7 protein-coding genes are annotated in these 13,184 nt (G+C 42.0%); 3 read left to right on the forward strand and 4 right to left on the reverse strand.

Annotation, left to right across the window (positions count from 1 at the left end; all coding sequences use genetic code 11):
* Positions 1 to 122: 122 nt before the first annotated feature.
* Together A8C56_RS15525 and A8C56_RS15530 are read right to left on the reverse strand one after the other, a co-directional pair.
* Positions 123 to 1,727, reverse strand: coding sequence for a RagB/SusD family nutrient uptake outer membrane protein (locus A8C56_RS15525; protein ID WP_218917192.1), 1,605 nt, complete (start codon positions 1,725 to 1,727; stop codon positions 123 to 125).
* Between the two features lie 24 nt (positions 1,728 to 1,751).
* Positions 1,752 to 4,850, reverse strand: a complete 3,099-nt coding sequence (locus A8C56_RS15530; protein ID WP_067757913.1) for a SusC/RagA family TonB-linked outer membrane protein — start codon at positions 4,848 to 4,850, stop codon at positions 1,752 to 1,754.
* Between the two features lie 502 nt (positions 4,851 to 5,352).
* Between A8C56_RS15530 and A8C56_RS15535 the strand changes: the two genes are divergently transcribed.
* The 3 genes from A8C56_RS15535 to A8C56_RS15545 all read left to right on the forward strand — a co-directional run bounded on the left by A8C56_RS15535 (position 5,353) and on the right by A8C56_RS15545 (position 8,382).
* Positions 5,353 to 6,231, forward strand: coding sequence for a bifunctional 5,10-methylenetetrahydrofolate dehydrogenase/5,10-methenyltetrahydrofolate cyclohydrolase (locus A8C56_RS15535; protein ID WP_067757916.1), 879 nt, complete (start codon positions 5,353 to 5,355; stop codon positions 6,229 to 6,231).
* Between the two features lie 212 nt (positions 6,232 to 6,443).
* The gene (locus A8C56_RS15540) at positions 6,444 to 7,025 is read left to right on the forward strand and encodes a 7-carboxy-7-deazaguanine synthase QueE (RefSeq protein WP_067762131.1); all 582 of its coding nucleotides are present in this window, start codon (positions 6,444 to 6,446) and stop codon (positions 7,023 to 7,025) included.
* Positions 7,026 to 7,254: 229 nt separating this feature from the next.
* Positions 7,255 to 8,382, forward strand: coding sequence for a M42 family metallopeptidase (locus A8C56_RS15545; protein ID WP_067757920.1), 1,128 nt, complete (start codon positions 7,255 to 7,257; stop codon positions 8,380 to 8,382).
* Between the two features lie 78 nt (positions 8,383 to 8,460).
* Here A8C56_RS15545 and A8C56_RS15550 read toward each other — a convergent pair whose 3' ends face one another.
* Positions 8,461 to 9,975, reverse strand: a complete 1,515-nt coding sequence (locus A8C56_RS15550; protein WP_067757923.1) for a RagB/SusD family nutrient uptake outer membrane protein — start codon at positions 9,973 to 9,975, stop codon at positions 8,461 to 8,463.
* An 18-nt stretch (positions 9,976 to 9,993) separates the two neighbouring features.
* On the reverse strand, positions 9,994 to 13,143 hold the full coding sequence (locus tag A8C56_RS15555) for a SusC/RagA family TonB-linked outer membrane protein (RefSeq protein WP_245645521.1): 3,150 nt from the start codon (positions 13,141 to 13,143) through the stop codon (positions 9,994 to 9,996).
* Positions 13,144 to 13,184 lie beyond the last annotated feature (41 nt).

The raw sequence follows: 13,184 nt of genomic DNA on the forward strand, positions 1-13,184 counted from the left end.
TATTGCATTCTTACTTACAATAAGCTATCATAAAAAGCCGGCTCAAATAAATGAGCCGGCTTTTTATGATATGTTTAAGAATGCGGTTTTTATCAGCAACAGCAGATAAAAGCAAGCACCCATTAATATCCCGGGTTTTGCTGGTCTGCCAGTGTTGGGTTAGAAGATATTTCTGAAGTAGGAATCGGCCATAAAAAGCGGTAATCAGAATAAGCAATAGCTGCTCTGCCCGGAGTTATATAAGGACGAGTTTCAACATTATAGGAGCTGTTGGAAATTTGCGTTGGATTCAATTTTGCAGGAATACCAGCTCCTCCCCCTAACCCGTAGTTCGGATCCAGTGCAAGACGATGAATATCCGGCCAGCGGCGCCCTTCAGCTGCAAATTCGATCCTGCGTTCCTGTAAAATAGCTAATGTTAAATTTGCCGGGGCCGTAGTAAATTTATTAGCATCAGGAACAGAACGGTCTCTGACTGCATTTAGCAATCGCAAAGCCTGGGCAGTATTACCTGTGCGGGAATAGGCTTCAGCTACATTCAATAAGACTTCAGCATAGCGAATTATCGGAGCCCAATCAGTTCTTGTTGTATAATCTCTGTATTTGTAGGTATAATAAAGACCATCATTCGTATTCAGCACCTGCAACTCACTTCTGCGTTTGTCCCCTGTAACCCAGAATGATGCATTATATAAATTGGGGCTTGTTGCCACTAAACCTCTTGCTCCCTGATCGGAAGGGCCAAGCATTGCAGGCAATGCTCCGTTAACCCCCCCGTTGGAGGATGCACTGTTTGCTATCGAAAAGATTGATTCTGAATTATTGGCAAAACTTGCAAATGGTACAGCCGGGTCACTTTCTAATTTGTACCCTCCAATGGGGCTGGAAAATGCACCTGATGTAACGCCGGTTCCTAATTTAGTTCCTTCTGCAATAACTCCTGCCCAATCTCCCATATGCAGCTTTATACGGGTTTTTAATGCAATGGCAGCTCCTTTTGTTGGCCTTGCAACTCCATTCGTTTGTTTTTCAGGCAGGTTTGCTTCAGCGTAATCCAGGTCTTCCAAAATTTTGGCATAGTCTTCTGCAACGGTGCCCCTGCCCAAAGCTAATCCTTCATTAACAGCAGCCGGGGAATTTACTGCCACTTCCCTATAAGGGACACCTAGCTGCCCTCCTTTACCCTCTGCGTAAGGTTTACAAAAATGTATCAACAACTCATGATGAGACAGTGCCCTGATAAACCGGCCCTCTGCTTCATACGCGTTGCCTACATCACTTGTAATAATACCTGAACTAACAGCACCTGTGACCCCGGTAATTAAAACATTTGCCTGGTTGATCAAGGCATATAACTGCTCCCAATGATTAACATTGTTAGCAGAAGTAGCATTTTGTGTAGATTGGTAAGTGATTGCATAGAAAGTGGCCAGGTTTACCATATCTTCTCCTCTCATTTCAGCCTGCTCAATAGAGGCCGCCCCAAAAGGATAACCACGGCCGCCGCCGCCTGCGTAAGACCCCACGGCAGCCTGTTCATACATACCATTGGCTACAAGCTCTATTTTAGCGGGATCTGTAAATGCAGTACTTTCTGCAAGTGAGCTTAAAGGAGAAATTTCGGTAAATTTTTTGCAGGAAAACAAACCAACCAGCAGCAGAGAATAGACCCAAAAAGGTGCAAACCCCTTAAACATTAAATCCGTATTTCTAAATTTTATATTCATGTTGATGGAATTAATCGGTTAAAATTAAAAATTAACATTTAGGCCAAATGAGAATGTTCTTGGTACCGGATTGGTATTATAATCCAATCCTGGGGTCTGATTTGTGGTCACACTGTTAGCCAGTTCCGGATCAAGTCCTGAATACCCCGTAATTACAAATGCATTCTGAGCCTGTATATAAATTCTTAAGGTATTGATAACATTGGAAAAGTGTTTTGTGTTAAAAGAATATCCCAGGGCTATCGTCTGGCCCCGCAGATAATCTCCTTTTTCCAGAAAACGGCTGTTTAGGTTGCCATTTGAATTCATGTTATTGTCCTCAAAATACCACAGTTTTGGCACATCGGTTACCTGACCTACGGTTGTCCATCTTTTTAATATTTCCGTTCCATTGTTTTGAAACTTCTGGTTCAATAAAGTTTCCTGGCGGGTAATGTTATATATTTTATTACCGCCGGCAAAGGTGAGTACAATTCCCAGATCAAACCCTTTATAATAAAAGTTATTTGTCAGTCCTCCATACCATTTTGGATTGGGCTGGCCTAAAACCCTTTTATCTGAAGCGCTTAAAGTAGAACTGGTTGATTCATCGGTCGGGTTTGATGGGTCATACACAAAAAATCCGTAATGGGGATCATCTGAACCATCATATTGCACAAAAGAGCCATCTGCTTTTTGAAAAATAGGATTTCCGTTCTGGGTATTTACCCCTGCTGCCTGATATCCATAAAAAGAGCCTATTGGCAGCCCTACCCGGGTAATATTATAAGTATTAATGATATCTTTATTATCTACAAGTTCTATTACCTTATTTTTAATAAAGGAAACATTAAAAGCTGTATTCCAGCGGAAACTTCCGTTATCAATATTCACACTGTTTACTGTAAACTCCCATCCTTTATTGGTCATTTTTCCAACATTAGCTGAATAACTGTTTCCCGGAACACCTAAAGAAGGGGCAGTAGGCACAGAGAGGATCAGGTTGTCAACATTGTTATAAAAATAATCAACAACCAACTGCACCTTTCTATGCAGGAAAGACAGGTCTAAACCAACATCCCATTTCCTGCTGGTTTCAAATTTTAGATCGGGATTTCCCATATTACTGTATTGCACACCACTCCAATCACCATACTGCACAGGACCAAATAAACCTGCATAAGGGTAATTGCCAATATCCACATTACCTACTTCTGCATAACTGGCCCTGATCTTGGCGTCATTAAAAATATTTGAAGCTCCTGAAAAGAAGTTTTCTTTGGAAAGACGCCAGCCTACCGAAACACCGGGCAATGTTGCGCTTTGATTCCCCCAGGGTAGAGCCGATAATTTATCATGCCTTAAACTTGCTGATACTAAATATTTATCTGCATACGAATAATTTAACCGTCCGAAGTAGGACAGGAAGGCATTTTCAGATACACTCCCCCCGTAAAACTGGTTTGCTAAAGTACTGCTGATAATGTTACCCTGCTGACCAAAATATACATCGGATAGATCGGTACCTGAACCTTCAAGATACCGGTATCTTGTTTTTTGCAACTCCTGACCAACTACAATATTGAACAGATGCTCCTGAACTTTTTTACTGTAATCAATGGTATTTTGCCAGTTATATCTGAAGGTGGGAGAAAAAGCCTGATCCACAATACCATTAGAACCACGACCATCACCATGCACCGGATTATAATACCAAAAGTCCTCTGTATTAATATAATTAACACCAATTTGAGTGGAGATATTAAATCCGTCAAATAATTTTAACCGGGCAAAGGAGTTGCCATTTATATTTAATGCCTGACTACGAAATACATTATTGGCCAAAACATATGCCAGGTTGGTATAATTATCATCAACCGTCTGATCATTAGGACCAGCTCCTAACGTACCTGAAGGAGATAAATTATAAGAGCCATCCGCATTAAAAGGCGATACGTTAGGCGGTAAACGTAGTGCACCGGTAATATTACCGGATAAAGCGCTGGATCCGGTGTTTAAACCATTATTGATATTGTAGTTTACAGCGATGTTAGCACCCAGCGTTAATGCGTTATTTAAAGCTTTTTGCTCTACTTTAGCCCTGATATTGTATTTAATCAAATTATTACTTACTGAAATACCATCCATATTTACATAGCCTAAAGACAGAAAGTAGTTGGTCTGGTCCGTAGCACCGCTTAAACTTAATGCGTGGCTTTGTTGAAATGCATTACGTAATATAATATCCTGCCAATCTGTATTAGTCCCATCTGCGCTTGCATGAGCCGGCCCGTCTTCACCATAGTTTGTAAGTTTCTCGTTCGCAATTTCAATAAACTGATCAGCGTTTAAAAGGTCAAATTTCTTAGAAGCCCTGGCAGTGGCGATCCAACCGTCATAAGTAACAGTAGGTTTTCCTGTTTTACCACGTTTTGTTGTAATCAATATAACGCCATTAGCAGCCCTTGAGCCATAGATGGCAGTAGCGGCACCATCTTTTAAAACATCAATGCTTGCAATATCAGAGGGGTTTAAATCTGAAATGGGGTTATAGGGTGTAGCGCTACCCTGGTTACCTGAAATATAGGGCACACCATCCACTACATATAAGGGATCTGAGCTGCTGGATATAGAATTGGTACCTCTGATCCTTATGCGCGCTGCCTGACCTAGAATACCGCTGGGCACAGAAGCCTGCAGACCGGCAACCTGCCCCTGCAATTGCTTATCAAAACTGGGAGTAGCCAGATCCTGTATTGCATCTCCTTTTATTGATCCTATAGCACCCGTTACATCTTTTCTTTGTTGTGTACCATAACCCACCACCACCACTTCTTCCAGGTTTGATTCAGTATTTGGTTGCAGTGCAATAGTATAAGTGCCCTTATCAGAAATTTTAACGACCTGATCCTTGAACCCTATAGCACTTACATATAAACTACTCTCCCCGGACGGGGCATTAATACTGAAATCACCATTCTGATCGGAGGTTGTACCCACGGTTTTGTTACTGCCTAACAGAATAGTAACATTGGGGATCGGCATCCCTTCAGGTGTTGTTATTTTACCCCTGATTGTTCTGGTTTGGGAAAATGCCAGCAATGAAAATGCCATAAGCATTGTAAGCAATACAATTTTTCTCATGTAATTTTTTTTGTTAAAAGATTATTTAGTCAGTCTTGAAGTTTTGTAATAAGCAACAAGTCTTCAATTTACTTGCAATATACTTTTTTTTAACAAAAATTTGATACTTCATTAACATTACACATGAAATTATTCTCCCCCAATATTTGAGACACGGGAATTATATACTTATCTTAATTGATTCACAATAATTTATATTGCACCTTAATTTTTAAAAAATATCAAAATATTGATCTTAATCAATTTATTTTTTGAAAAACTTATAAAAATCTGCTTTTTATTAGTTAAAAATCTAATTCTACTCCTTTATTGAATTGTGATTTATTCAGATCACGGGTTCCGTGCATTTCAATTGGCAGCGGTGTTGTTATTTGAAGCATGAAAACGGTTTAAGAAAAAACAAAAAAGCGCGCCTGCTGTGTAAAAACAGCTTTATTGGATCTTCATTTGCCTGTTATTTGTTTTTGCACCGCTCCCAAACTTTCTGTAGGTTTGCAGCCCTATGCAACTACTAAACGGAAAGGAAACAGCTAAGGCTATTCTGGATTCTTTGGAAATTGATGTAGCCCAGCGTGCGGCATCCGGCAAAAAAGTTCCCCATCTTGCGGCTATTCTTGTAGGAAATAACGGGGCCAGTGAAACGTACGTGGCTTCTAAAGTGCGGACCTGCAATGAAATCGGCTTTATATCTACATTGATCCAGTTTGATGAAGATGTGGCTGAGCTGAAACTGCTGGAAAAGATTGATGAACTGAACGAAGATATGGATGTAGACGGCATACTGGTGCAACTCCCGCTGCCGGAGCATATTTCAGAAAAAAAAGTGATAGAAGCCATTGATCCGGCCAAAGACGTTGATGGTTTTCACCCCATCAATATCGGGAAAATGACCTTAGGAGAAAAAGAGGCGTTCATTTCCGCAACCCCTTATGGCATTATGCTGCTGCTGGAGCATCATAAAATTGAAACCAAAGGGAAACACGCTGTAGTTATAGGCAGGAGCCATATTGTTGGCCGGCCCATGAGCATATTGTTAAGCAATAATACCACTCCCGGTAACTGTACCGTAACCCTCTGTCATTCCAAAACCACAAACCTTAAAGAGATTTGCCTGCAGGCAGATATTATAGTAGCAGCTATCGGCATTCCCGAGTTTGTAAAGGCTGATATGGTAAAGGAGGGCGCTGTGGTGATTGATGTGGGCATTACGCGTACCCCGGATGCATCAAAAAAGTCGGGGTATCGTTTGGTTGGCGATGTAGACTTTAAAAGTGTTGCTCCCAAAACAAGTTATATAACCCCTGTTCCGGGTGGCGTGGGTCCTATGACCATAGCGGCTTTAATGAAGAATACATTTAAGGCCTGTGATAACAGGAATTGAGAATTGAGTAATCAGTTATCAGTTCCGATAGTTATCGGGATCAGTTTCAGGATCAGGATGAACAATAGACAATCCGCAATGAACATGAGGTATGTGTGTTAAAGCAGCCTCTTTTTTTCCGTACCTTTGCAGATCACAATTTTCCAGAATTGATCAAACAACAAACATCAAATAATACTCCCTTGTACGCCCCTGGTATAGCACTTCCGGTAATGGAACATTTTTATACAATCCAGGGAGAAGGCTTTCACCAGGGCAAAGCGGCTTATTTTATCCGGCTTGGGGGATGTGATGTTGGCTGTACCTGGTGCGATGTAAAAGAAAGCTGGCCCTTTGATGCGCACCCCTATTACCCCATTGAATCCCTTATTACCGAAGTAAAAAAGACGAACACAAAGATGGTGGTCGTTACCGGCGGTGAGCCCCTGCTGCATAATCTTGATACTCTTACAAACGCATTGCATACGGAAGGATTCCATACCAATATTGAGACCTCGGGTTCTTCTCCCCTTTCAGGAAGCTGGGACTGGATCTGTCTTTCCCCAAAAAAATTCAAACGGCCGCTGCCCGAAGTGTTGCTAAAAGCAAATGAGCTGAAGGTAATCGTTTATAATAAAACGGATTTTGCCTGGGGCGAGCAATTTGCCGCACAGGTCACCCCCAATTGCAAATTGTACCTGCAGCCGGAATGGAGCAAGGCTGCAGCAATGACCCCGCTGATTGTGGAATACATTAAACAACACCCGGAATGGGAATTAAGCCTCCAACTGCATAAATATATTAATGTGCCGTAGAGAGGTGAGCTGCCAGGGCTGAGATCAGTTATCAAAAGAGCCGGGCATCAGGATGCACCATGAACGATTGACTATAAGCCATCAACTATTGACTATTGCCAACGCAAGCACCTGAAATCACCTGTTGCCGTTCGCAACAACATTAATACCCCTGGTATCTGTATCGCTCTACTCTGCCCATCCAGAATCCGGAAAAAATCAGTACGTTTGAAACCATTAAACATTCATTATGGCGAAATCCGATACAAAGCAAAAAGACAAAAAAGTAAAGGCATCAAAAAAAATAATCACTGATGCTTCGTTCACATTTCTAAAAAATTATATCAATAACCCATCGCCGGTAGGTTTTGAAAGCTGGGGGCAAAAATTATGGCTGGATTACGTGAAGCCATACGTGGACACCCATTATGTGGACCCGTATGGAACAGCTGTAGGTATTGTGAATCCCGACCAGCCTTTTAAAGTGGTGATTGAAGCCCATGCTGATGAAATCAGCTGGTTTGTAAACTATATAACGGATAAGGGTTTAATATATGTAAAGCGGAATGGCGGCGCCGATCACCAGACAGCACCGGCACAGCGGGTATGGATCCATGGAAAAAAAGGAGCCGTAAAAGCGGTATTTGGGTGGCCGGCCATTCACACCCGTATTGGTAAAGAGCATGAAACCCAGCCCAAGACAGAAAATATCTGGCTGGACTGCGGCGCCCGCAGCAAAAAAGAAATTGAAGCCCTGGGCATTCATGTAGGTGCCGTGGTAACCTACCAGGATGGGTTTGATGAATTATCGAACGGCCATTTTGTTGGCCGTGCTTTTGATAACCGTATTGGCGGGTTTATGATTGCAGAAGTAGCGCGGCTTTTAAAAGAAAGGAAAAAAACACTACCATATAGCTTATATATTGTAAATGCAGTGCAGGAAGAGATCGGGCTCCGTGGTGCAGAAATGATCGCGCGCCGTATTAAACCTGATGTGGCCATAATTACAGATGTTACACATGATACCAATACGCCCATGATTAATAAAAATATTGAGGGTGATGTGCTTTGTGGAAACGGTCCATCCCTGGCCTATGCACCTGCCGTGCATAATAAACTACTGGCATTTGTGGAAGCCATTGCCGAAAAAAACAAAATACCCGTTCAATGGCGCGCATTAAGCAGAAGCACCGGAACGGATACCGATTCTTTTGCCTATGCCAATGACGGCTGCCCGTCTGTGCTTATTTCCATGCCACTGCGTTATATGCATACTACGGTTGAAATGATCCATAAGAACGATATCGAAAATACGATCCGTTTAATGTACGAAACATTGCTGGCATTGAGCCCAAAAACGAATCTCAGCTATCTGTGATTATTTTGTTCTACCCTGTTAAAAGTTAAGCGGCCTCAAATTACAGCCGCTTAACTTTTACAGAGATACACATTATCTTTAGAAGCCTGTATTATTGGGTAACAGGTTCGGATTGATGTCTGTTTCCTGTTTGGGAATGGGAAATAATAATTGCTTTTCAGTATATGTTGAGCCAAATACTGTTTTATGCCCTACAAAATTGTCCCAGTTGCCGGTAACATCATTATGAATTTTACGGGTACGTATCATATCGAACCACATCTTGTTCTCAAAACAGAGTTCAAAATACCGTTCCAGCCAAACTTCTTTTTCAAAAGCATCTGTATTCGTATTGGTAAACGGAGCCAGTTCCGCCCGCTTACGAATATCATTCAACGCCTTCTGCGCAACTGCATTTGGAGCCCCTTCTGCACGGTTAGACGCCTCTGCGTACATTAGCAACACATCTGCATAGCGATATAACGAATAGTTCAGGTCCGCCTTTAACGTATTGGTAATTGCATTTACATCAAACCATTTATAAATGTATGGATGTGCAAAAGTAACTGTTGCCCCTGTTTTTGCGTTGGGATAACTCCTGTAAATAAACTGACGTTCTTTTACCCTTTTATCTCCTGCCGGAAAAGAAGCTATGAACTGGTCTGTAGGATAAACAGAACCGTATTCATCTGAATAAAGAGAGATTCCGCTATAGTTTGGAATTGTGAGCGGCGTCAGAGGGTTATTAACGTTTACAGAAGCTGCATATTGTACCTGGAAAATAAACTCCTTTGTATTCTTATTGGCAGGATCAATCATATCAGTATACTCTGTAAACAGAGAATATCCACCTTTATTGATCACGTCCAGGGAGCGCTTAGCCGATTCTGCATAATACTGATTTCCTCCATTGATGGCCGCACCGGCATACGTTAAGTACACATCTGCCAAGACAGATTTTACCGCTCCCATAGAGATCCGTCCGTCTGCATCTTTCCAGGGCAATGTTGATTTTTCTGCTGTTAACAGATCCGGTATAATGATATCATCATAGATCTCTTTTGCGGCAGCCCGGGAAGGCTTCAAAGAATTTAAATCCTTTGGCACTTCAGTAATTTCCGGAACAGCTCCATATAAACGCACTAAATAAAAGTAATATAATGCTCTCATGGCATGCGCCTCTGCCAGCATATTTGTTTTTTGCTCATCGGATAAATCACTGGCATTAATAGAAGGTATTGCCGTAATAGCTTCATTACAGGCGCCAATACCCTTGTATAAATTTTGCCACCAGGTATCTACATAAAATGCCTCGTCTGTAAATGTGAGCTTTTGAAAGGTGGTGTACCCTGTTTGCCCGAGATCACTACCGGTCTTGCCCGTCATAAATTCCATCAGGTTCCATGTATTTCCGCCGTAAGAAGAAGGTTGATTTCCCAAAACAGCATCTTTTAGGTTTTGATAGCATCCATCTGCAAAAGCGCGCGCCACTTTAAAACTTGACAGTTCTGCATCAGGTGTAATAAAACCTGTGGGCTTTTCTTCCAGGAATTTGGTGCAGGACGTTGTTATCAGTCCTACAAAAGCACTAAGAATATATATATACTTTTTCATATTCTGAAACTTTGATTTTTAAAATACAAGACTAACTCCCAGATTCCAAACCCGTGGGCGGGGATAGGAGAAGAAATCCAGGTTTTGCGAAAAATTTGAGTTATTGCCAAAAGAGCTGTTATAAGTATCCACTTCAGGATCATAACCGGTATACTTAGTGCTTATAAACAGGTTCTGAACGCTTGCATAGATCCTCAACTTCTGAATCCGCCAACGGTCAATTGTTGCTTTTGGAATGGAATATCCCAGAATAAAGTTCTGACCGCGGATATAAGAACCATCCTCTACCCACCAGGTATCAAATTTGGAATCCTGCGCCCACTTATAAGGGCGTACCTGGGAGATCATGGTATTCTGATGATCGGGAGTCCACCCATCCAGCACAGTGGCCAGGCTGTTTGCAATGGTTTGACGATCTTCTGTTGAATGCTTGAACGTTGCTGCCGTATTAACACCCTGCACAAAACGGATATCGAAAGAAAAATCAAAATTTTTATAGTTCAATGTGCTGGAGAAGGTGCCCGTCCATTTTGGTACAGACCGTCCGATAATGCTATATACTTCTTTACCGTTTTCATCAAGCAGGTATTTGCGGTCACCCGGTAGTAGTCCCTGAGAAGCTGCCAGATCTGCTTCATCGGTACTATAAGTTCCTAACCGGGTTCTCCCCCAAAATGATCCTATAGCTTCTCCCACCCGTAAAATATTGGTTTGCCCTAAAAAGTTAGGGCCGGGAAATATATCCGCATTCCCATCGTTTAGTTTAAGAATCCTGTTTTTATTGGTGGCAAAAATGAAATTGGTGGTCCATTTAAAATTTTCTGTTTTAATATTTTCTGTGCTTAACCCGATTTCAAGACCTGTGTTTCTTACAGAGCCCACATTTCTGTAAACATAATTTTGCTGGAGCCCCGCACTCCACGCAACAGGGGTCTGCAATAGCAGATCTTTAGTGGTTCTGTTGTAAAAATCAGCTGTAAGATAAACTCTGTTATTCCACAGTCCCAATTCCAGACCTGCATCAGCCTGCCAGCTTGTTTCCCATTTCAGATCCGGATTTCCCAGATAGCTGGGCAGCAAGGTAGATTGATTTGCACCAGCCAGAACAGTTGTTGAGGATGAGATCTGAGGGATTGACATATAGCTGCCAATCTCCTGGTTACCGGTACCGCCATAGCTTGCCCGGATCTTTAAGTCACTAATTGCTGAATTGTTTTTCATAAAATCCTCATTCGAAACTCTCCACGCGGCACCGACAGATGGGAAGAATGCGTATTTATTATTTTTACCAAACCTGGAAGATCCATCAGCACGTCCTGTTGCAGTAAACATATACTTATCATTAATGTTATACATGACGCGCGCATAATAAGAATTCATGGCATAATCTCCGGTTCCTGAAGTTATAGCGTTTCTTACCGAACCAGCACCCAAATTATACCACTGGAAATAATTATCTATAAAGTTTTGTGTTTCTGCAAACACCGTTTCCGTATTCGTTTTTTGCCATGAAGCTCCCAACATTGCTGTCATCCTATGCCCATTATCAAACTGTTTATTCCATGTCAGATAATTTTCAGATTGCCAGTAAACAAACTGCGAGGACCGGATATTGGCTACACCGCCCTGATCCTGCGAAAGATTATGAAGATCATTAGATGAGAAGAAATTATTCTTTTGGGTATTTACATTATATCCGAAATCCGATTTAAACTCCAGATCCTTTGTAAGTTTAAACAACAGATAAGTGTTTCCCTGAACCTGGATATTGTTATTCAATGAATACCGGTCATTAGCAATATGTACCGGGGTAGCGCCTCCTTCCATACCATCAATATCGCTATTACCGGACCAGGTTCCATCAGGATATTTTACCGGTAAGATCGGAAGCGCCTCCGTCACCATTCTTGGTACATTCAATCCTCCATTTCCATCAGATACCATGCGTTGTAAGCCTTTGGAAAATGCAATGCTACCTCCTACTTTCAACCATTTATTTACTTCATTATCCAATGTAAAACGGGCAGAATAGCGCTTAAACCAGGAGTTGATCATAATACCGTTTTGGTCCAGATATCCCATCGACAAACTAAAGAGCGTTTTGTCGCTTCCTCCCTGAAAATTCAGCTGATGACTTGTAGACGTTGCAGGCTTATACACTTCCTTTTCCCAATTGGTATTATAAATAGGGTTATCATTTTCATCAAATAATAACGGAAAATTCTGATGATTCAGCGCTTTGGGAGGAGCTACAGCAACCCCATTGTTCCATTTTGCAGAATTTGCGTAGGCTTCATTATACATTTTAACAAATTCCGTAGCATTCAGCGCAGGCAAATGCCTGTAAAGCTGGCCTACATTTACATTTCCTTCATAAGAAACCTGTGTGGGGCCTTTGCGGCCACGCTTTGTGGTGATCATAATAACTCCGTTAGCACCACGAGACCCGTAAATAGCAGTAGCAGATGCGTCTTTCAGCACCTCCATTGAAGCGATATCATTTGGATTGATGCTATTGGGATCAACTCCAATTACTCCATCCACCACATAGGTTGGATCTAACGACGAATTTATTGATCCCAATCCGCGCACACGCACTTTGGCACCTGCACCAGGCGCATTATTATTGATGCTCACATCCACACCCGGCACTTTTCCCTGCAGGGCCTGAGTAACGTTCGGCACCGGAGCATCCATCAATTTATCTGATTTCAGAACAGATATAGCTCCCGTCAAATCAGATTTTCTTGCCGTACCATAGCCAATCACTACTACCTCATCAAGACTGGAAGCTGTGGTCGTTTTTAAAATAACAGTGCCAATATCTGTACGCCCGTTAACTGCCTGTTCGTAATTGGCATACCCCACATAAGAAAATACCAGGGTGGCATTGCTGTTGGGAAGATGAATGCTGAACCTACCGGCCTCGTCCGTTATCACAGCGGTTTGCGAGCCTTTCATCTCTACAGTAACGCCGGCTAAAGGTTCTCCTTTATCATTGGTTACCACACCGGTTACCGTAGCCTGCTGCTGCAGATAAACAACCGGGGCTGCTATCCCCTTCATGCCCGGGTATAAACAACACCCCAGTAAAGCAGTAAACATAAAATGCCTGAAACGCAAACGGTATAACGTAGTGCGCATAGGCAACAGGTTTAGATTTCTCATATAAATAAAAATTGATTTTCATATCGGTTTCCTGTAGGAAA

It is taken from the genome of Niabella ginsenosidivorans, assembly GCF_001654455.1.
Taxonomy (GTDB): Bacteria; Bacteroidota; Bacteroidia; order Chitinophagales; family Chitinophagaceae; genus Niabella; species Niabella ginsenosidivorans.

Bases quoted from the DNA above. Each gene is read 5' to 3' on its own strand.
- A8C56_RS15545 (WP_067757920.1), top strand. From the start codon at position 7,255: ATGGCGAAATCCGATACAAAGCAAAAAGACAAAAAAGTAAAGGCATCA.
- A8C56_RS15550 (WP_067757923.1), bottom strand. From the start codon at position 9,975: ATGAAAAAGTATATATATATTCTTAGTGCTTTTGTAGGACTGATAACA.
- A8C56_RS15555 (WP_245645521.1), bottom strand. From the start codon at position 13,143: ATGAGAAATCTAAACCTGTTGCCTATGCGCACTACGTTATACCGTTTG.
- A8C56_RS15525 (WP_218917192.1), bottom strand. From the start codon at position 1,727: ATGAATATAAAATTTAGAAATACGGATTTAATGTTTAAGGGGTTTGCA.
- A8C56_RS15535 (WP_067757916.1), top strand. From the start codon at position 5,353: ATGCAACTACTAAACGGAAAGGAAACAGCTAAGGCTATTCTGGATTCT.
- A8C56_RS15530 (WP_067757913.1), bottom strand. From the start codon at position 4,850: ATGAGAAAAATTGTATTGCTTACAATGCTTATGGCATTTTCATTGCTG.
- A8C56_RS15540 (WP_067762131.1), top strand. From the start codon at position 6,444: ATGGAACATTTTTATACAATCCAGGGAGAAGGCTTTCACCAGGGCAAA.